Below are 19,180 nucleotides of genomic sequence, written 5' to 3' on the forward strand. Positions count from 1 at the left end.
ATTAAAAACCTAAACCATGACAATGGTTTAGGTTTTTTTTTGGTGCAAGTTTTGATTCCTTGGTGCATAAGTCGCATTGCTTGTATTTTATGCATGGTGTAAAGCCTTTAATTTAACGGCTTGTTTTTTATGAGAATAGTGGCGTCTTTTTTGCTACATTCCCGCCCCCTCTATAAATTGTTATTGGTATTGAGATGTTCCAACGTTTTGCCCGCGTATCAAACGCGTCACTTGCAGTTATTTTTGCTATTTTTTGTTCTTCCGTATCAGCCGAAAAGGTCATTTACGATACCGATATGGGTATTGATGATTGGTCGGCTATGTTAGTGGTGGCAAATCACCCAGAAATTGAATTGCTTGGCGTGACGTCTAATGGCGTTGGGGAAGGCGATTGTGCTGAAAATATGGTGAATATTCCGGGACTGCTTGCGCTGTCAAACTCACCTGACGTGCCTTTTGCTTGCGGCGATCATTACCCGATTGATGGTTATTTTGCCTTTCCCGCTCCTTGGCGTCAGCAGGCTGATACGCTCTCGGGTGTACCTGTACCAAAAACAAATCGCCAACCAACTGACATGGACTCGGTAGAGCTTATTCATCACCTGCTTAGCCAACAAAATGAGCAAGTGGTATTACTCAGTGCGGGCAGCTTAACCAATATTGCCCAGTGGTTGCATAAATACCCAGAAGATATGTCTAAAGTATCGCGCCTTGTGATGATGGGCGGCGGCTTTGATGCGCCTGGTAATATTATCGTGCCAGGCTTTACAGGGGACCACCCTAACAAAAAGGCAGAATGGAATATTTACGTGGATGCAGTGGCCGCAGAGCAGGTTTTTGCCTCTAATTTGGCCGTTGAAGTTGTCGGATTAGATTTAACCAACCAAGTGAAAGTGACCCCCGAATACGCCAAACGTTTTAAAAGTGAAGTCAGAACACCAGCCGCTAAGTTCTGGGATAAAGTGCTAGATGACAATGACTGGTTTATCGAGTCAGAAGAATACTACTTCTGGGACGTACTAGCAGCGCTTGTGGTAGTTGAGCCAGAGCTATGTCAAGGAGAGTTGCAATCAGTCTGGGTGGAATTTAGTGAAGTAAAATCAGGAGGTAAATGGACAGACACCAGCATGCCCAAAATCACGGAAGCAGGCAAGACGCGCTCTCATTACGACCCTGCTACTTTCGGGATAACGCACATTGGCGGAAATAATCCAGCGGTTAAAATATGTCGCCACACTGAGCCCCAACGTGCATTCGATGCGTTAATTGAAATACTCAATGTTGAACGTCAATCAGGTATTCAGCCAATCTAAATTGTTTGGGGCATGCTGAGTAACCAAAACCATGCCCCCAATAAACCTAAGTAAAGTCAGGAATATCTTTGGCTAACTTTTCTGCTAGCGGCAATGAGATAGACACTGAACTTAAGGTGTTTTGATGAGAGAGATCTAATGACTGATTCGGTGTCTTTTTTTTAAAAAAGCCTTTATCTCGCAGCTTAAATACCCGAGTAACGGTGGGCAGTAAGCTGTTTTCAGCAAGCCATAGTAAGCCTGCGGTAACAGGCCCACCGGCCACCAAACCTAAGCCCAAAAAGCCAATACTCAATGCAACTTTTTTAATGCCGCCGTCTTGCTCGTCATTTTCAAAATGTGCAGACAGGGCTTTAGAGTATTTTAATGAAACCTCTTCTACTAGCTTTGCGTTTACTTGGCCAGCGAAGAACTGTTCCATCACATCCTGATACTCTTTTTGTACGCCCGCTACGTCGCTAAAAGGGTCGACTAACTCTTTCCATAGTTGAGGGCGATCGAAGCTTAGTTTTTGCGGAATTTGAATTGACGGGATATCAATTAGTTCTGATTCAGTGGGTTGCCCTAGTTGAATTAAATCGGCGAACGCACGGCTATAGCGAGTCTCAACTAAGATTTTACGCTGGCTAAATTGTGCGCTCAGACAGACCGCAAAGTTATAGTGATACGCTTCACTGGCGAGTCCCATTAGCTCGTTTATTTTTTCCTTAGCATTAGGCGTATCGCCTAACACTTTTATACAGGCTTGCTCCCAGCGAGTCCGCGTTGCTTCTTTGTCAGACTTATTTTTCAATGTATATAAATCAAATACGCGTTGAAAGTCATCATTAGTAACTGCAGTCATACCTAGGTTTTCAACGTGTAAATGCCGACTGCGACACAGCATATTATCAAACCCATGACTAATATGTTTTTTCGGCCAAGGAATGAAGTTTTCGATGCGCTGTAACCCCGGCTCCCACTGCTTTAGCATTGTTCGAAGCGCAGGCCAGTCGGCACTCTTTTGTAATGTTTGAAAGCTTTCGACACCCTGGGCAGACATTTTCTCTGCCACGTCTAACAGCGAACCGCTGCGTGACATGATTTGTACAAAGTTTGCTTCTACTAGTGCTTTTAGCGGAGACGAGGTCGGGTTGAGTAATGCGTGGCGTGCAAACGGATGATTTAACAGATATCCGTCATTGATAATAATTTTTTCGCCCAATAAAGCCTTGCGGATCAACATCTGATTGAATTGCTGTTGGCCCATCTCAATGTTCCATGGGTAGCGTTGCACCACATCGTCTAAGGTGCCCAAATAAGTTAGCGCTTGCTGCACAATGAAATCACTCGCCTAAAACTAAAATAGAATAACAGTGTAACCTTATTACCTGCTGATTTTTATAGCTTAATTTAAGTTTTCACGAAATGTAAAGTAGACAGAATAGCTGCTAATCAGAGTAGTAGGTGACGGCTCCATCACCCAATCAAGCAAATCCATCAACTGCAGAGTTTGTGAAGGCGTGATCCCTGGAAAGTTGCACAGGACTATATCTAAAATATCGGTAGCCTTAAGCTTCAACCTTTGGCCGGTGTCACTCAATTTCAGCAAGCGCTTTCGCTTATCTTTTTCTTCTTGGATGATGCTAAGCAGGCTTTCAGCCTTGAGATATGAGGCAAACATGGGCAGTAGCATTACATTATTTTAATAACGTGTACTACTTGTCTCGGTGGTCTCTTTTATCGTTATATTTCATTTTAGATACGAACCACAATCGACCAGTTTAAATAAACCGGCATTAAAAACCAAAGTAATCGTGCAACTATTAATTTATGTACAAACCACGATTGGTAACAACAACCATCAGGAAAATATTTTATTAAAAGTATCGAGGTCTGTATCCGCAAGTGGCGCATTATCTAATCGTTCGTTCAAATACTCCTTGAGCATTTTTAGGTTAGTGATGTCTTTAACTATTGCTTGGCAGTTATCAGCAATTTCTTGTCGCTCAGTAATCAATGATTCGATGTTTTTTGCAGTGGCTTTTTTACTTCGCCCAGATAATTGTTGCCATACCATGCCCTCTGGGGTGTTTGCTGATGACAGTTGATGATTTTCACGCTCCAATAAATGTATGCGCTGGCGCAGTAACTTTTCTATTGCTTGCATCGTAGCGTCATCAAAAATCAAGTCGGTGTCGTCATAATGCTGTTGATACATTAATAATAAGGTAAAGGCATCGTTGGTTTTTCGAGCTTCTGACAGTTGCTGCATCAGTTTATGTTTATGGGTTTTTTTTGCGTCATCCATTTCTTTATCAGGGTGAAACTTGGCCGCTAAACGTTTATAAATTTTGTTCAACTCGCTGCGTTTAAACAATTTGTCTAACGCGAGTCGTTCACTTTTTCGTTGGCCATTCTGATCAACCTGATCATATTGCTCGTCTTGCCATTCATTGTGATCACCGTCGCGCTGCTTAGCGTCCTGCTCTTCTTGTGATTTTTTATGCATACGGTCTATGTATTGCTGTAATTCGTCCGGATCCCTGGCAACGTTACTGAGCTCTTCGGCGTTTAGATTTAGTTCGTCACCAAACAAATCTTCTAACATCATGGCTAATTGTTGTAGATTCTCTGCACTTTCTTCAAAAGGATTTCTTTCAGCCAAAATTAATAATTGTTGTTGCAGCGCATCACGCAAACTATCTATTTCAATATTCTGGGCAAAGGGATTCGATTCAATGAAATACAGTTCTTGATTGATCCAATCCAATAACTCCTCACGGTGTGCTTCACTCAAAGATTTACGTGAAACAAAAGGTATTAACGTGGTGATTAGGGTTTGCACTTGAATGCACATTTCTTGTTCGTGAGGCAGCACATTAGACTGAAAACTTTGATACAGCTGCGTTATTTTCTTCTTCTTTGTATCGTTTTTTTTATGGTTCTTTTCGATTTTCTGCCAAAGATTTTTAATTGAAGCAACAATAGACGAGTCGTTAAAGTTGTCTGTTTGTTTGGTTGTTATTAAATGTATGGCCAAAATGCTCCCACCTTCTTAAGGGTAAATAGACGTGATAGTAGTACGAATGAAAAATGGCTATGGAAGCATAGCCACGTCTTCGAAATGGCATTAACGAATGGTTTGATAGACTGATTTTATCATCTGCGGCTTTTGCTTGGAAGCTAACCCATAAATACCAATTTAGTATGGCGCTTCTGGTCATTTGGCACACTATTTAGCTCATTTACAATAACTCTTTTTGGGTGATTTTGTACGGCATATATTAAGCGCATTGATTGTTTATCAACAGCCAGAACGATTTGCTTTTGACTGGGCTTTAAACGAATAATGCTGCATATTCCCCCAAAATGCTGGATATTTGTGATCATAAAGCATCAAGAAAAAATTGCCTCACCAGAGGTTATTCAACGCCAATACGAGGCTTTAGGATACATATGCAGCCATTCGGTTGCCACTGCAATTTACCTCGCTTGTCACTTGCAAAAACCTATTTTAATTGAAGGGCCACCCGGTGTAGGAAAAACCGAATTGGCAAAAATAACGGCTACTTATCTAAATGCTCCGCTGATCCGTATGCAATGCTATGAGGGCCTTGATGAGTCAAAAGCACTTTATGAGTGGAAGTACGGCAAACAACTGCTTTACACCCAAGTACTTAAAGAGCAACTGGGAGATGTACTCAGAGGCGCTCGCGGTTTAGACGAATCTATTGCTCGGTTGCATGATTTTGGCGATATCTTTTATTCGCAGGATTTTTTGGAGCCTAGGCCCTTATTGCAAGCTTTGCAAAGTGACGACGGCGCTGTGTTATTAATTGATGAAATAGACAAGGCTGATCAAGAATTTGAGGCCTTCCTACTAGAATTATTATCGGATTATCAAGTGTCTATTCCAGAAATTGGTACGGTAAAAGCAAAATCGACACCCATAGTGATGCTTACCAGTAACAATACTCGAGAGCTCGGTGATGCCTTGAAGCGACGTTGTTTGCATCTGTATATTCCTTTTCCTGATGCGGCTTTAGAAAGCCGTATTTTGGCAACGCAAGTGCAAGGGCTAGAGACACAGCTAAGAGAACAGATCGTGGCATTGATAGGCGAACTGAGAAATATGCCTTTGAAAAAATCCCCTGCAGTCAGTGAAACCATTGATTGGGCAAGGGCACTGCTTTTACTCAATGTTGAAACACTTGATCCCCATTGGGTAAAAGAAACCTTGAATTTATTATTGAAGTTTCAGGATGATATTGAATTGGTCGAGCCTGAAATTGCAGCTTTGTTGAAGCGGGTATCTTAGGTGCGTTTTGTTGCCGACTTTATTGGGGCATTGCGTGAAGCGGGATTGCCCGTGTCACCAGCAGAGTCTTTGGATGCGCTCAACGCTATCAAGTTGTTAGGCCTCGAAAACCGTAAAACGACCAAAACAGTTTTGGCTTTAACATTGGTTAAACGCCAGACAGATCAAGTTATTTATGACCAATTGTTTGATCTGTATTTCACTGGTGTTGAACAAGTTAAGCAAACGGATAGCGACCAGCTTGTGCCTGAAGAGCAAAAAACAACAAGCGAGGCGGGCTTAGGCGAAAATGAGCAAGAAAGTAGCGCTGACGAGTACGCGGCTAGCTCAGCGTTGGGCCAGTCACTTAGTCAAAAGCAAGATATGCGCCTGGCAATTACCCAGGCTGCAATGGCAGAGAATTTGTCATCTATCGTTTTCTTTACCCAAAAAAATCACTTTGCCTACAAAATAATGCAACGCATGGGTGACGAAGCCCTAAGTGCTGAAATTCACGCAGAAACCCAGAATCCTGAGCAGAAAAAAAGTCAGAACGAATTGATAGAATTTCGAGCGCGTTTGCTTGAGCAAGTGAAAGACTATGTGGAACAGCAATACCTGATTTTTGCACGACACAAGGGCGCTAAGTTCCGTGAAGAACACTTACAGCAGGCAAAATTAAGTCAAATTGAGCATGTTGATTACGCGTTAATGCAACGCTTGGTGCAACGATCTGCCCGTAAATTAGCAGCTCAGCATAGCCGGCGACGATTAACACGTAAGCGAGGCTTGTTAGATGTGCGTAAAACTATTGCTGCTAATGCGGCTTTTGACGGGGCTCTATTTCACACTCGTTGGAAGGCAACACGCATAGAACGACCTAAAATTGTCGCAATCTGTGATGTCAGCGGTTCGGTAAGCCGTGTTGCGCGTTTTCTTTTATTGTTTCTTTACTCGCTACAGGACGTCATGCCGAAAGTCCGCTCTTTTGTATTTGCTTCTGAGATGATCGAAGTAACACAGCTATTGGAGCAAGAGAATATTGAGTTAGCGCTGGAAGAAATAATGCAGCGCTGGGGCGGCTTATCAACGGACTATGGCAAGGCTCTGGCAGATTTTCAGACACAAGTTTTGGCAAGTATCGATAAAAAAACGACGGTTATCCTGCTAGGTGATGCGCGCAATAACCAAGGCGATGGTCGAACAGACATTTGGCAAAAGGTTTTTCGTCAAAGTAAGCGGGTATTATGGCTTAACCCCGAACAACGCAATAGTTGGGATTCTGGCGATTCAATTATGTCGCAGTATTCACCATGGTGCTCCAGTGTTGAACCTTGTCGTAATCTAAAAGATATTGAAGGCATTTTTAATCGGCTTTTGAAATATTCCTAGTACCCGCCGGACGAAGCCGAGAACGAAATTCTCGTGGTGTCACAGCCGTTAGCGACTTAAATACCTTTGAGAACGAACTAATATCCCGATAACCCACTCCCATGCCAATGGTTTTAATGCTGTCTTGCGTATTGCCCAAGCGGTGTTTAGCCGCCTCGACTCGAAGACGCTGCAGATAACGAGAGGGCAACTCTCCCGTCGCTTTTTGAAATCGACGGATAAAGGTGCGTTTGCTCATACCAATTTTTTTGGCGAGATGCTGCAGCTCTACACTTTGAGTGAAATACTCATCTAGCCAGTCCTGAGCCCGGTGAATACCCACATCTCTGTGTTGCCGAAAACCAGCGATATTAATTAGGTTTAAATCGTAGGTTCGTCTGCTATCAAAACTGATATCTCTGGCTAAGCTGGCTGCTATTGATGGACCGCAAAATTTTTCCAGTAGATGCATACTTAAATCCATTGATGCATTTTGGCCATTTGAACTGTAGATGCCAGCATGTTCGACACTCGCTTGGTTGGCTTGCCATTGAACTTCGGGATAACGTTGCTCGAATTCTCTCAAATGACGCCAGTAAGTGGTTGCTCGCCCCCCATTCAACAAGCCTGCCTCAGCCGCCCAAAAGATTCCACTATTGATCCCAGCGATACGTGCCCCGTTTGCGTGCTGCTCAGCCAACCAAGGCGGAATACCAGGATATTGCTTGGTGAGCTGTTCGAAATCCCCCCAGTAATGCGCCAGCATAATGAGATCGTATGCATCTTCTCCGATGATTACATCGCCATGGATCGACTGGCCACCATAGAGCTGAACCGGATTGCTGTCTGCACTTAGCAAGTCACAGTGAAACTGCCTATCTTTTGGTTGGCGTAAATTAGCGCTGTGAAATAACTCCAGTGAGCCATATACAGTAGATGCCCAAGCTCCATTGAAAATTAGTAAGGCCACTCGCCATTTTGCTCTAGGCATACAATTTACTCCGCGTACGCTATTTGGCACATATGCCTTATTATGTGGCATTTTACCCTAAGTACAAGGAGAAAGAAGGGGCGTAGAGTAGTGGCTTACTTGGGGAATATACCCGAGATGAACAATTGAAAGAGGAGACATTAAGTGGATATTACCTTTTCGGCTGAGGAATTGGCCTTTCGTGACCAAGTGCGCACATTTTTGTCTGAGAATTGGACGCAAGATTTAGCCACCAGAATTCGTGGTGAAGACCAAGAGTTTAAGGCTGCCCAAATTGAATGGCAGAACAAACTGAATGACAAAGGCTGGTTGGCTCCAGGCTGGCCCGTTGAGCACGGTGGTGTTGACTGGTCGGTAACAGAAAACTTCATATTTGAAACAGAGCGTTCATTAGCTGGCGCCCCAGACGTGGTGCCATTCGGTCTGAAAATGGTTGCGCCGGTTATCTATGGCTTTGGTAGTGAAGAACAGAAAAAGCGCTTTTTACCACGCATTCTTAAAAGCGAAGATTGGTGGTGCCAGGGTTATTCAGAACCCGGTGCAGGCTCAGATCTTGCGGCATTGAAAACCAAGGCTGAATTGGATGGTGATGACTATATTGTCAATGGTGCTAAGGTTTGGACTACATATGCCCAGTATGCCGATTGGATTTTCTGTTTGGTACGTACCGATTCTTCTGGTAAGCGACAAGATGGCATTAGTTTCTTATTAATTGATATGAAAAGCCCGGGCATTACGGTTAATAAAATTTCTTCTATCGATGATCATCATAGCCTTAACGAAGTGGTGTTCGACAATGTCCGTGTACCCGTTGCTAACCGCATTGGCGAACAAGACAAAGGTTGGACTTACGCAAAGGCTCTATTGGCTCACGAACGTACTTCTATCGCAGCAGTGGCTGACTCAAAACGCCGGTTACGTGACTTGCGCAAGCTACTCAGTGAAGAAATCACTGGTGGACGCCCACTTATTGAAGATACTCAATTCCAGAATCGTTTATCGAACACTGAAATTGAATTGATGGCATTAGAGTATACCGAATTGCGCGTATTGGCATCTACGGCTGACGGCAAAGGGCCAGGTGTTGAATCATCTTTACTAAAAGTTAAAGGCACTGAAATTCAACAAGCAATCCAGCAAATGTATATGGATTTGGCGGGTTACTACAGCGGAATTATTCACGGTGAAGAAACGGCTGAAAGCATCGGTCACGCCTTTGGTCATGACGCAAGAAAAGCATACATGTACGGACGAGCAGCCACTATTTACGGTGGGTCGAACGAAGTACAGAAAAACATTACCGCTAAATACGTACTGGGTCTTTAATCATGAATTTTAATTTATCTGAAGAACAAAACATGCTCAAAGACAGCGTTGCGCGCTTTGTGCAAGACGAATATGACTTTGAAAGTCGTCGCAGCAATGCTGCTCACGAACTAGGTTTTAACCCTGAAAATTGGCAAACTTTTGCTGAGCTTGGCTGGCTTTCTATTCCCTTCGACGAAGCCCATGGTGGTTTTGGCGGTGGTGCGACCGACGTTATGGCCGTAATGGAAGAGATGGGCAAAGGCTTAGTGGTTGAGCCCTTTATAGCAACCGTATTAACCTTCGGTGGCTTGCTTAATAAAAGTGGCAATACAGCATTAAAAGATACCTATATCGAAAAAATTATTGACGGTTCACTACAGGGCGCATTTGGCTACTTGGAACGTCAGAGTCGTTTTGAGTTGGCTGATGTGAAAACTCAAGCCAAACGCGACGGTGATGATTTTGTACTCAATGGCGAAAAAACCGTTGTGTTTAATGGTGCCGCTGCTGACAAAGTGGTGGTTTCAGCGAGAACTTCGGGCGAACAATGCGACGAAGAGGGCATTACGCTGTTCTTAATTGATACTGACGCTGCTGGTGTAGAACGTACGTCTTATCGTTTAATGGACGGCCAATTGGTTGCCAATATTAAACTCACCGATGTACGCGTGGCGAGCGACCATGTGCTAGGTGACGTCGATAAAGCTTACCCCATTATTGAAGCTGTGGTTGGCGAGGTTATTATTGCCTTATGTGCTGAAGCGATGGGCATCATGCAAAAATTAAATACCACCACAATTGAATACACCAAAACCCGTCAGCAATTCGGCGTGGCGATCAGTAGCTTTCAAGCGTTGCAACATCGTATGGTCGATATGTTTATGGCGGGCGAACAAGCCAAGTCAATATTGTATCGCGCGGTATGTGCAGCAGAAAGTGGTGCAGATGATTTAGCTAAAAACATTGCTGCATTAAAAGTGATGATAGGCCGAAACGGAAAATTGATTGGTGACGAAGCCATCCAATTACACGGCGGCATGGGTCTAACTGATGAGCTAGATGTAGGCCATTACGTGAAGCGCCTGATGATAATTAACACCACCTTCGGTGATGCCGATTACCAGCAGCAAAAATTTAATCGCTTGGCGTATTCCGACTGATATACAATTCAGTCGTCATCTAGCAAAGGTGATCATCAAAAAACACCTACCAATACGGTAGGTGTTTTTTGCCTATATATCACGGTATCAATACGTTCAAATTCGACAGTTCGCTGTCATAATAATCTAGCGACCTCAAATAGAAACCCATATATCAAAAGGGTTTCAGCATGGCGGTCCCGTTAATTTCTGTTTTACAAACAAATATTATGTTCTCTGTGCCCCCGACCAAGTAAATATCGTTAGGCCTGACCTGAGACTTTAGCTTTTAAAAAATCAACAAATACCCGTACTTTTGACGGCAAATATGAGCGACTCTGATAGACCAGCCAAGCGGCAGTATCGAATTCTGTTGCGGTGCATGCGTAATCAGGGAACAAGTCCACAAGCAGCCCGTTTTGTATCTCATCTTGGCAAAGCCAGTCGGGTAGAAGAGCGGGACCAAGGCCTGCCACAGTACAAGCTGTCATGGTGAGCCCATGGGAAATCAGTAAATGGCCGGTCACAGGCACATCCAACGTATTATTGTGTAAATCGCGAAATTTCCATGTGCTGCGATACCCAGGCATCGAAAACAAAAGACAATCAAGCTCACTCAAAGCAGTAGGATCTTTCGGCTTACAGTGCGTTTTAATATACGTAGGACTCGCACAAACATGGAATCGCCTGGAAACCAATTTATGTGAAATGAAATCACCCACAGGTCGTTGCCCGAACCGGATAGCAACATCAATTTGCTCCTTAACGAGATCCACATGGCTGTCCATTAATAATAGTTCGAGCGTCAGGTCGGGGTACAAAGCGCGAAATTCTGGCAAAATCGGCGCCAAGACTCTTTGCCCAAAGGAGGTGCAAGCCGTTATTCGTAATGTACCCGTAGGCAAGCTAACCAAATCTAAAGCGGCTTCACCGGCTCGGTCAAATTCACCCATGAGATTTTGAACGCGAGAAAAATACTCATTGCCTGCTTCGGTAGGCGAGAGCTTTCGGGTGGTCCTTTGGAAAAGCCGGAAGCCCAACTGAGACTCCAAGCTCGCAACAGAGCGGGAAATAGATGAAGGGTCAACGTTGCGTTGACGAGCAACGGCAGCAAAGCTACCACGCTTCATAACATCTACAAATACTCGTACAGATTCAAAATCCATTCATGCATTCCGTACACTAAAGTCATGAGTATAGGTGGGTTTATCAAACGAGCAACAATAGTTAAGCTCAATTACATGCAATGGCTTGGTTGTCTGCCATATACGTTTCAACTTTTAGGGAAAATACGATGAGTTTGCAATTTTATACTGACTTTTTCAACTCCACAGCGGATGTACTTAACGACGTAATAAAAAACGATACATGGCCGACAACATTTGTGTCTGGGCCGTCTGAAGGGCTCCATGAACACTGGCATGCAGATGAAGTACATGCTTATATTATGGAAGGTGAAACCGACTTCTTAGATGCCAAAAGTGGTACCCGAACGAAAGTAAAAGCAGGGGATAAAATCGTGATCCCAGCCAAAGTGCTACATGCAGAGGGGGCGGTGGAAGAGCGAGTCGTATATATTTTGGCCCTTCCCAAACCACTGCCGCCAGAAGAATTTCTCGCCATGTATGACCCAATAGAGCTCAGTCAATAAGTCGATTCAGTTGCAACCATGCAAAGTATTGGAAGTCAGCTAAATCAAGCTCGTTTTTTAATGTTTGAGTTGTGCTACGTTTACTTTGACCCTCAAGATTAAAAATTTTAAATCGATGAAGGGGCATTTTTATTTTCGACTGATGTCTCCCAGAGCATCGAAGGCTAGTATGCGTTCATTGGCGGTGGCGCTAACAGCATCGCGCATAAGTGAACGCGGTATATAAATGCCTGAAAATCATGAAGTTCGCAAAGTGGATAGCAAAAAAGCACCCGAAGGGCTTAAAAATAGGGAAGTTAATGCAAAGAAGGGAAATGGTGCCGACTACCGGAGTCGAACTGGTGACCTACTGATTACAAGTCAGTTGCTCTACCAACTGAGCTAAGTCGGCACACTAGATTCCCGCTCTAGGCAGCCATGTGCTAGAGCGAGGCGACATTCTATTGATTCCACTTTTGTTGTCAACCAAAAGATCTTATTTTATCTGTAAAAGACGTTCCGCTTCACTATTTAGAGTTGGGAAATAGCTATCGGGTAACCATTTTTGTATTTTTTGCATCTTAGCGCCAAGCTCAGCATAGTTGCTCGCGGTAATATTTATATGGCCCATTTTGCGTTTTGCGCGTGGGGTTTTCATATAACCGTGCAAATGCGTTCTTGGTACAGCTAATAGTTCTCTAGAAGGTAAATCGCAGCCAATCACGTTTAGCATCACGCTGGAGGCAATAACTTCGGTTGAGCCCAGGGGTAACTCACAAATCGCCCGTAAGTGATTTTCAAACTGACAGGTATCCGCGCCTTGCATGCTCCAGTGCCCAGAGTTGTGCACCCGTGGGGCAATTTCATTGACTAGCAAAGTATCGCCCATCTGAAAGAACTCTACCGCTAATACGCCAATATAATTTAGCTCATTGGCAAGTGCGCTGAATATATCCTTGGCTTGGGCTGTTAATACTGACGTAATAGCCGGGGCAGGGGCCACACAAGTATGTAATTGTCCCTGATGGTGTAGGTTTTCAACCAAAGGATACAAGGCCAGTTGACCATTTTTACCCCGAGCACCCACTAACGACACTTCACGTTCAAAGTTGAGCATCTTTTCGACGACTAATGGGACTTTTTTTAGATCCAGCTCAGCCAATGCTTGTTTGATTTCAGGTAGCTGGTCTTTACTGGATAAGCGCCACTGGCCGTACCCGTCGTAACCGTCTCGGCTCGATTTAATAATCAGCTTTTCGCCAAGAGTTTCAACGGCTTGATCAAGTTGATCAACGTTATCAACAATCACGTAGGGGCAATTAGCAATATTTAGTTTATCTAATAAGGCTTTTTCTTTAACTCGATCAGCACCCGCTGCGATGGCTTCGATACTGGGCATTAGCTTACCACTGCGGTTTACTTGCTCAAGAAGTGCTTCGGGAATATGTTCGAATTCCACTGAAATGGCGTCGGCGGCTTCAATAGCAGTTTCAAGGTGTATGTTTAGCACCTGTTTATCTATCGGATTGACCACTTTGTGATTGCTCACGTCGACTGCGCGTACCTCGATACCAAGCGGCACGCCGGCTAATGCCATCATTCTGGCTAATTGACCTGAGCCTAAGATCAGTACGTTCATTCAGGCAATTCCAATGGGGGCTGTGCAAGCACGTCAGCAGTTTGCTTTTGTCTAAACTGAATGATGGCGTCCCGTACAGTTGTATCTTGTAAGGCAATGACTTGTGCGGCCAATAAGCCTGCATTAGCTGCGCCTGCTTCTCCGATGGCTAAGGTACCAACCGCCACACCCTTGGGCATTTGTACGATTGAATATAAGGAATCCACACCACTTAGCTGGCTTGAGCGCACGGGTACGCCAAAAACGGGTAGGTGAGTGTGAGCGGCTATCATACCGGGTAAGTGCGCTGCGCCGCCTGCGCCACCAATAATCACTTGATAGCCTTTGTCGGCAGCGCTTTCTGAGAATTCAGTTAACAGTGCTGGGGTGCGATGAGCTGATACTACTTGAGCATGATAACTCACACCTAACGTGTCTAACATTTTTGCCGCTTGGGCCATAGTGGGCCAATCAGACTTGGATCCCATAACAATCGCAACTTGAGGCATTTTCACTCTCACTTAACATCGGTTTAAAAGGTATCAACGCACTTGAGTCGGCACATAAAATGTCGCCCTAACAATCAAGATGTCGTCAGCCATAAAATTTTGGAAACGGATTGTAGCCCAAATCACGGAGCGAGTCCCGTTTGTGCGTTAATCCATCAATAATTGAGCATAAAATAGCTCATGCTCAAGTGCTTTGCCCTTAGTGAGTTGAAACAGGCCAAGCGCAAAACAAAAAATCCGCTGTGGGCAAGCCAACAGCGGATTTTATAATGCAATTTGTGCTACATGCTTAGCTTCTTTGCTTACGCATCGCAGTGAAGAATTCGTCATTGGTTTTGGTCATAGACAACTTACCAATAAGGAATTCCATCGCATCGATTTCTGACATTTCATGGACGATTTTACGCAAAATCCACATCTTTTGTAATTCATCTTGAGTGGTCAGCAACTCTTCGCGACGAGTACCTGAACGGTTGTAATCAATCGCTGGGAAAACACGTTTTTCCGCAATTTTACGGTTAAGGTGCAATTCCATGTTACCAGTACCTTTAAACTCTTCGTAGATAACTTCATCCATTTTAGAGCCGGTATCGATAAGCGCTGTGGCGATAATAGTTAAACTGCCACCTTCTTCGATATTACGTGCAGCACCGAAGAAACGTTTTGGTTTATGCAATGCGTTTGCATCCACACCACCGGTTAGTACTTTACCTGATGATGGAATAACAGTGTTGTAGGCACGGGCCAAACGGGTAATTGAATCAAGCAAGATAACCACATCTTTCTTATGCTCAACTAAGCGTTTTGCTTTCTCGATAACCATTTCGGCCACTTGTACGTGACGACTCGCTGGCTCATCGAATGTAGAAGCAATAACTTCACCTTGAACAAGGCGTTGCATCTCGGTGACTTCTTCTGGGCGTTCATCAATCAGTAACACCATCAATAAACATTCTGGATGATTAGCGGCAATTGACTGAGCGATGTTTTGCAATAATAAGGTTTTACCGGCTTTTGGTGGTGCGACGATAAGACCACGCTGACCACGTCCGATAGGTGCTGCTAAATCAAGTACACGAGCAGTAATGTCTTCGGTACTGCCGTTTCCGCGTTCCATGATTAAACGCTCATTGGCATGCAGTGGCGTTAAGTTTTCGAACAATATTTTATTACGCGCATTTTCAGGGCGATCAAAATTGACTTCGCTAATCTTTAACAGGGCGAAGTAGCGCTCGCTGTCTTTAGGTGGGCGAATTTTACCTGAAATGGTATCGCCAGTGCGTAAGTTAAAACGGCGGATTTGGCTCGGTGAGACGTAAATATCGTCAGGACCTGCTAAATACGATGCGTCATTAGAACGCAAGAATCCAAAGCCGTCTTGAAGGATTTCTAATACGCCGTCGCCGAAAATATCTTCTCCGCCTTTAGCGTGGGTTTTCAATATCGAAAATATGATGTCTTGCTTACGCGCGCGGGCCATGTTTTCTAGGCCCATTTTCTCGGCCAGTGCAACTAGCTCACTGATTGGTTTATTCTTGAGTTCCGTTAGGTTCATATTGGTGGGTCTTTTTATGCTTGGAAAATTCGCTGTAACAGCAAAAATTGATTGAATGGTTCAAAGTTAATTACTTTTAAAATCTTTGATTGGTACGAAAATACAGGTCTGTTCAGGTGAGAACAATGAAAATTTAGCACCAAAATTACAGTACGTCTAGTGAAAATAGTGCTTTTAATCGTCGTACATTGAACATGGATTGCGCAAAGTATAAAAAAGCCCGAAGTAATCGGGCTTAATTTCAGTACCTATTATTAGATATTTTCGTTAAGAAACTCTTCTAATTGGCCCTTAGATAGTGCGCCCACTTTAGTCGCAGCTACGTTACCGCCTTTGAATAAAAGTAAAGTCGGGATACCACGAATACCGTACTTAGGTGGTGTTTCGTTATTTTCATCGACATTTAGCTTGCCAACTGTTAACTTGCCATCGAATTCGTCAGCAATTTCATGCAAAATTGGCGCAATCATCTTACACGGACCGCACCATTCCGCCCAGAAGTCAACCAGTACAGGACCAGTCGCATTGATAACATCTGCCTCGAAACTATCGTCCGATAATTGGATAATTTTGTCGCTCATTCTTTTCTCCGTCATTTATTCTAGCGCCGATTTAATTCAGCGTGATCGTGATTGTTATATAGAAACTGTTTTTTAATGCAAGCACTGATAAGCTATAAGCTATGCAAACAACTCATTTAACCGAAACACATTTCGCGGACTTGCCAATTAATGAGCAAGTCGTTAAGGCGTTATCCGCCGCAAACTTTAGTCACTGCACGCCCATACAAGCGTTAAGCTTGCCCCCTTTATTAGAAGGGCATGACATAGCAGGTCAAGCGCAAACCGGAACCGGTAAAACTATCGCGTTCTTGGTGGCAACTTTTCATTACTTGCTAAGTAACCCGCAGCCCACTAAAAAACAACCAAGAGCCATTATTATGGCGCCAACCAGAGAGTTGGCAGTTCAGATCTTTAACGATGCAGAATTGCTAAGTCAACACACTGGTTTGTCTCTCGGATTGATTTATGGGGGCGAAGGTTATCAAAGTCAACGGGAAAAACTGCAAGAAGGTGTAGATATTATTATCGGCACTACTGGCAGGATCATTGATTATTACAAACAGAACATCTTTTCTTTGGCTGGTATTCAAGTAGCAGTACTTGATGAAGCTGATCGCATGTTTGATTTAGGCTTTATTAAAGATATCCGTTATCTTTTCAATCGTATGCCTCAACCAACAGAGCGTTTAAGCATGTTGTTCTCGGCGACATTGTCGTATCGAGTACAAGAGCTAGCTTACGAGCACATGGATAATCCCACGCACGTGCAAGTCGAGCCTGAGCGCAAAACCGGTACACGTATCAAAGAAGAGCTTTTTTATCCTTCTGATGAAGATAAAATTGCCTTATTGCTAAGCTTGATGGAAGAAGAGTGGCCTGATAAAGCCATTGTTTTCGCCAACACCAAGCACAGCTGCGAGAAAGTATCTGATTGGTTACAATCTGACGGACATCGCGTGGGTTTATTAAGCGGTGATGTTCCGCAGAACAAGCGTTTGAAAATTCTTGAGGATTTCACCTCAGGCAAATTAGACGTGCTAGTGGCTACCGACGTTGCTGCCCGTGGATTACACATTCCTATGGTAAGCCACGTATTTAACTTTGACCTACCTGATGATGCGGAAGATTACGTGCATCGTATCGGCCGTACCGGTCGCGCCGGTCAAAGTGGAAGTTCAATTAGCTTCGCGTGTGAGCGCTATGCACTGAATTTACCAGCGATTGAAACCTACATCGAACATGCTATTCCAGTAACCGAATACAAACCGGATGCACTTCTTCGTGATGTTGAGGCACCTAAGCCGCGCCATAAAAAGCGTATGCAAAATGGTCGCAGCCCACAGAAGCGTCAATCGAGTTCGCGTAACCGTAGGAAGCCATGATTACATCTACTCGCTTGCCCCAGAGCCATCCTGAGGAGTTATATGCAGCCGTTGATTTAGGCTCAAACAGCTTCCATTTGGTCATCGTTCGGGTCGTAGCGGGTAATGTACAAATCATTGGTAAAGTTAAGCAAAAAGTCCGCCTAGCCTCAGGGCTAGGCGATGACATGATACTTGACGATGAAAGCTTAGAGCGCGGCTGGAGCTGTCTCGAAACCTTCTCCGAGCGTCTGCAAGATATTCCCAGTGATAATATTCGTGTGGTGGCAACAGCCACTTTGCGCCTAGCAAAAAATGCTCAAGTCTTCACGACCAAAGCTGAAAAAATCCTCAAGCACAAACTAACGGTAATTAGTGGTGAAGAAGAAGCTCGTCAAATTTATTTGGGCGTGGCTTATACCTCTGCTAATCAAGGTAATTCTCTTGTTATTGATATAGGCGGGGCGAGTACTGAAATCATAATCGGTAATGATATGGATCCCATTAACCTAGTTAGTTTGAACATGGGTTGTGTAACGTTTAAAGAACGTTATTTTGTGGATGACATACTCAGTGAAACCAATTTTGATAATGCGATTCAGGCTGCTAAAATACTAGTAGATGGGGTAGCCGACAAATTCATTAACTTTGACTGGCAGCAATGTTTGGGTGCTTCTGGCACACCTCAGGCGATTACCGAAATATTAGTCGCGCTAGGTATAAGTGACGCTATTAGGCTCGATTATTTATATAATTTACGCCAACAATGCATCGACTGTGCAACCTTAGATAATCTTATTATTGAGGGACTCGAAGAGTCCCGGCGGATTATTTTCCCTAGCGGCTTAGCTATTCTTATCGCCTTGTTCGAATCTCTTAATATTAAAGATATGCAAATATCTGGCGGTGCACTGCGCGAAGGTCTGATTTACGGCATGCTTGAAAACATGCAGCAAAACGATCGACGTATGCAAACTATTCATCAGCATATGCTGCATTTTCACATTGATAGTGAGCAAGCAGAAAGAGTCAAAGACGTGGCGTTGCTATTGTTCCATCAACTCAGTGAGCAGGTAGATGTGAGTGGCGTTGATGGCGAAGCGATGTTGACGGCAGCCGCCATGCTACATGAAACAGGCTTGCATATAGAGTACAAGTTACACCATAAACACGGTGCGTATATTTTAGGTTATGTGCCAATGGTGGGGTTTACCAATTTACAACGTGACGGGATAAAAACCTTAGTGTTGAATCACCGTCAGCAGATATGTCCTAACCTATTTAAGCAAAATCACAGTGAAGTGCGTGACGTAATGCGCAGTCTTGTGCGCGTTTTACGCTTAGCGTGTATTTTATCGATACGTCGCAAAGATAACTTGTTACCCGTCTTTAGGTTAGATGTTGACGGCGATGATTGGCATCTTGCCTTCCCCGAAAAATGGCTTAAAGCTCATCCTTTGATTGATGCTGAGTTAGCCAACGAAAAGTTTCAACAGCATAAAATGGGCTGGCATTTAACCTGCGAGTAATGAGAGTAGGGTTA

The 19,180-nt window shown here is 43.9% G+C and carries 17 protein-coding genes and 1 tRNA gene; 8 read left to right on the top strand and 10 right to left on the bottom strand.

All coding sequences use genetic code 11. The annotated features are described in order from the left end of the window. The first annotated feature begins 194 nt into the window (after positions 1–194). Entirely contained in the window at positions 195–1,313 is a 1,119-nt protein-coding gene (locus tag GQR89_RS00670; protein WP_158768271.1) for a nucleoside hydrolase, read from the top strand. Positions 1,314–1,359: 46 nt separating this feature from the next. On the opposite strand, the gene GQR89_RS00675 is transcribed toward GQR89_RS00670, so the two are convergent. The 3 genes from GQR89_RS00675 to GQR89_RS00685 all read right to left on the bottom strand — a co-directional run bounded on the left by GQR89_RS00675 (position 1,360) and on the right by GQR89_RS00685 (position 4,335). After that, positions 1,360–2,631, bottom strand: a complete 1,272-nt coding sequence (locus GQR89_RS00675; RefSeq protein WP_158768272.1) for a hypothetical protein — start codon at positions 2,629–2,631, stop codon at positions 1,360–1,362. Between the two features lie 69 nt (positions 2,632–2,700). Beyond that, positions 2,701–2,976, bottom strand: a complete 276-nt coding sequence (locus GQR89_RS00680; protein WP_199271356.1) for a hypothetical protein — start codon at positions 2,974–2,976, stop codon at positions 2,701–2,703. Positions 2,977–3,156: 180 nt separating this feature from the next. Further along, positions 3,157–4,335, bottom strand: a complete 1,179-nt coding sequence (locus GQR89_RS00685; RefSeq protein WP_158768273.1) for a J domain-containing protein — start codon at positions 4,333–4,335, stop codon at positions 3,157–3,159. A 342-nt stretch (positions 4,336–4,677) separates the two neighbouring features. Between GQR89_RS00685 and GQR89_RS00690 the strand changes: the two genes are divergently transcribed. Further along, positions 4,678–5,613 carry a MoxR family ATPase gene (locus tag GQR89_RS00690; protein ID WP_158768274.1) on the top strand — a complete coding sequence of 312 codons (936 nt, stop codon included), beginning with the start codon at positions 4,678–4,680 and terminating at the stop codon, positions 5,611–5,613. Continuing rightward, positions 5,614–6,984 carry a VWA domain-containing protein gene (locus tag GQR89_RS00695; RefSeq protein ID WP_158768275.1) on the top strand — a complete coding sequence of 457 codons (1,371 nt, stop codon included), beginning with the start codon at positions 5,614–5,616 and terminating at the stop codon, positions 6,982–6,984. Here GQR89_RS00695 and GQR89_RS00700 read toward each other — a convergent pair. Next, positions 6,959–7,954, bottom strand: coding sequence for a GlxA family transcriptional regulator (locus GQR89_RS00700; RefSeq protein WP_158768276.1), 996 nt, complete (start codon positions 7,952–7,954; stop codon positions 6,959–6,961). The two genes, GQR89_RS00695 and GQR89_RS00700, sit on opposite strands and share 26 nt — an antisense overlap. Positions 7,955–8,098: 144 nt before the next feature. On the opposite strand from GQR89_RS00700, the gene GQR89_RS00705 reads away from it, so the two are divergent. Beyond that, positions 8,099–9,280: an acyl-CoA dehydrogenase family protein gene (locus GQR89_RS00705; RefSeq protein ID WP_158768277.1), complete on the top strand. Its 1,182-nt coding sequence runs from the start codon at positions 8,099–8,101 to the stop codon at positions 9,278–9,280. Positions 9,281–9,282: 2 nt separating this feature from the next. Continuing rightward, on the top strand, positions 9,283–10,422 hold the full coding sequence (locus GQR89_RS00710; protein ID WP_158768278.1) for an acyl-CoA dehydrogenase family protein: 1,140 nt from the start codon (positions 9,283–9,285) through the stop codon (positions 10,420–10,422). Between the two features lie 242 nt (positions 10,423–10,664). Here GQR89_RS00710 and GQR89_RS00715 read toward each other — a convergent pair whose 3' ends face one another. Next, positions 10,665–11,567 carry a LysR family transcriptional regulator gene (locus GQR89_RS00715; protein ID WP_158768279.1) on the bottom strand — a complete coding sequence of 301 codons (903 nt, stop codon included), beginning with the start codon at positions 11,565–11,567 and terminating at the stop codon, positions 10,665–10,667. 128 nt (positions 11,568–11,695) lie between these two features. Here GQR89_RS00715 and GQR89_RS00720 point away from each other — a divergent pair, with 128 nt between their 5' ends. Continuing rightward, complete coding sequence (locus GQR89_RS00720) at positions 11,696–12,052, top strand: cupin domain-containing protein (protein ID WP_158768280.1); 357 nt, start codon at positions 11,696–11,698, stop codon at positions 12,050–12,052. A 315-nt stretch (positions 12,053–12,367) separates the two neighbouring features. On the opposite strand, the gene GQR89_RS00725 is transcribed toward GQR89_RS00720, so the two are convergent. The 5 genes from GQR89_RS00725 to trxA form a co-directional block, all read right to left on the bottom strand. Continuing rightward, positions 12,368–12,443 (bottom strand) — tRNA-Thr (locus tag GQR89_RS00725). Between the two features lie 84 nt (positions 12,444–12,527). Then, on the bottom strand, positions 12,528–13,670 hold the full coding sequence (locus GQR89_RS00730) for a 5-(carboxyamino)imidazole ribonucleotide synthase (protein WP_158768281.1): 1,143 nt from the start codon (positions 13,668–13,670) through the stop codon (positions 12,528–12,530). Then, positions 13,667–14,158 (bottom strand): 5-(carboxyamino)imidazole ribonucleotide mutase, encoded by a 492-nt coding sequence (gene purE / locus GQR89_RS00735; RefSeq protein ID WP_158768282.1) that lies wholly within the window; start codon positions 14,156–14,158, stop codon positions 13,667–13,669. Before purE ends, GQR89_RS00730 begins: the two co-directional genes overlap by 4 nt. 289 nt (positions 14,159–14,447) lie before the next feature. Then, entirely contained in the window at positions 14,448–15,713 is a 1,266-nt protein-coding gene (rho, locus tag GQR89_RS00740; protein WP_158768283.1) for a transcription termination factor Rho, read from the bottom strand. Between the two features lie 254 nt (positions 15,714–15,967). Continuing rightward, a complete protein-coding gene (trxA, locus tag GQR89_RS00745; protein WP_040514341.1) occupies positions 15,968–16,294 on the bottom strand; it encodes a thioredoxin TrxA in 327 nt (108 codons plus the stop codon). A gap of 101 nt (positions 16,295–16,395) precedes the next feature. On the opposite strand from trxA, the gene rhlB reads away from it, so the two are divergent. Further along, complete coding sequence (rhlB, locus tag GQR89_RS00750; protein ID WP_158768284.1) at positions 16,396–17,658, top strand: ATP-dependent RNA helicase RhlB; 1,263 nt, start codon at positions 16,396–16,398, stop codon at positions 17,656–17,658. Beyond that, positions 17,655–19,166, top strand: a complete 1,512-nt coding sequence (locus GQR89_RS00755; RefSeq protein WP_158768285.1) for a guanosine-5'-triphosphate,3'-diphosphate pyrophosphatase — start codon at positions 17,655–17,657, stop codon at positions 19,164–19,166. The genes rhlB and GQR89_RS00755 overlap by 4 nt, the downstream gene beginning before the upstream one ends. Positions 19,167–19,180 lie beyond the last annotated feature (14 nt).

The sequence above is a fragment of the Paraglaciecola sp. L1A13 genome, assembly GCF_009796745.1.
Classification (GTDB): domain Bacteria; phylum Pseudomonadota; class Gammaproteobacteria; order Enterobacterales; family Alteromonadaceae; genus Paraglaciecola.

What these genes read in the sequence shown, in the direction of transcription:
- GQR89_RS00670 (WP_158768271.1), top strand. Translation starts at nt 195, where the DNA reads ATGTTCCAACGTTTTGCCCGCGTATCAAACGCGTCACTTGCAGTTATT.
- GQR89_RS00680 (WP_199271356.1), bottom strand. Translation starts at nt 2,976, where the DNA reads ATGTTTGCCTCATATCTCAAGGCTGAAAGCCTGCTTAGCATCATCCAA.
- GQR89_RS00700 (WP_158768276.1), bottom strand. Translation starts at nt 7,954, where the DNA reads ATGCCTAGAGCAAAATGGCGAGTGGCCTTACTAATTTTCAATGGAGCT.
- GQR89_RS00710 (WP_158768278.1), top strand. Translation starts at nt 9,283, where the DNA reads ATGAATTTTAATTTATCTGAAGAACAAAACATGCTCAAAGACAGCGTT.
- GQR89_RS00715 (WP_158768279.1), bottom strand. Translation starts at nt 11,567, where the DNA reads ATGGATTTTGAATCTGTACGAGTATTTGTAGATGTTATGAAGCGTGGT.
- GQR89_RS00720 (WP_158768280.1), top strand. Translation starts at nt 11,696, where the DNA reads ATGAGTTTGCAATTTTATACTGACTTTTTCAACTCCACAGCGGATGTA.
- GQR89_RS00730 (WP_158768281.1), bottom strand. Translation starts at nt 13,670, where the DNA reads ATGAACGTACTGATCTTAGGCTCAGGTCAATTAGCCAGAATGATGGCA.
- purE (WP_158768282.1), bottom strand. Translation starts at nt 14,158, where the DNA reads ATGCCTCAAGTTGCGATTGTTATGGGATCCAAGTCTGATTGGCCCACT.
- rho (WP_158768283.1), bottom strand. Translation starts at nt 15,713, where the DNA reads ATGAACCTAACGGAACTCAAGAATAAACCAATCAGTGAGCTAGTTGCA.
- trxA (WP_040514341.1), bottom strand. Translation starts at nt 16,294, where the DNA reads ATGAGCGACAAAATTATCCAATTATCGGACGATAGTTTCGAGGCAGAT.
- rhlB (WP_158768284.1), top strand. Translation starts at nt 16,396, where the DNA reads ATGCAAACAACTCATTTAACCGAAACACATTTCGCGGACTTGCCAATT.
- GQR89_RS00755 (WP_158768285.1), top strand. Translation starts at nt 17,655, where the DNA reads ATGATTACATCTACTCGCTTGCCCCAGAGCCATCCTGAGGAGTTATAT.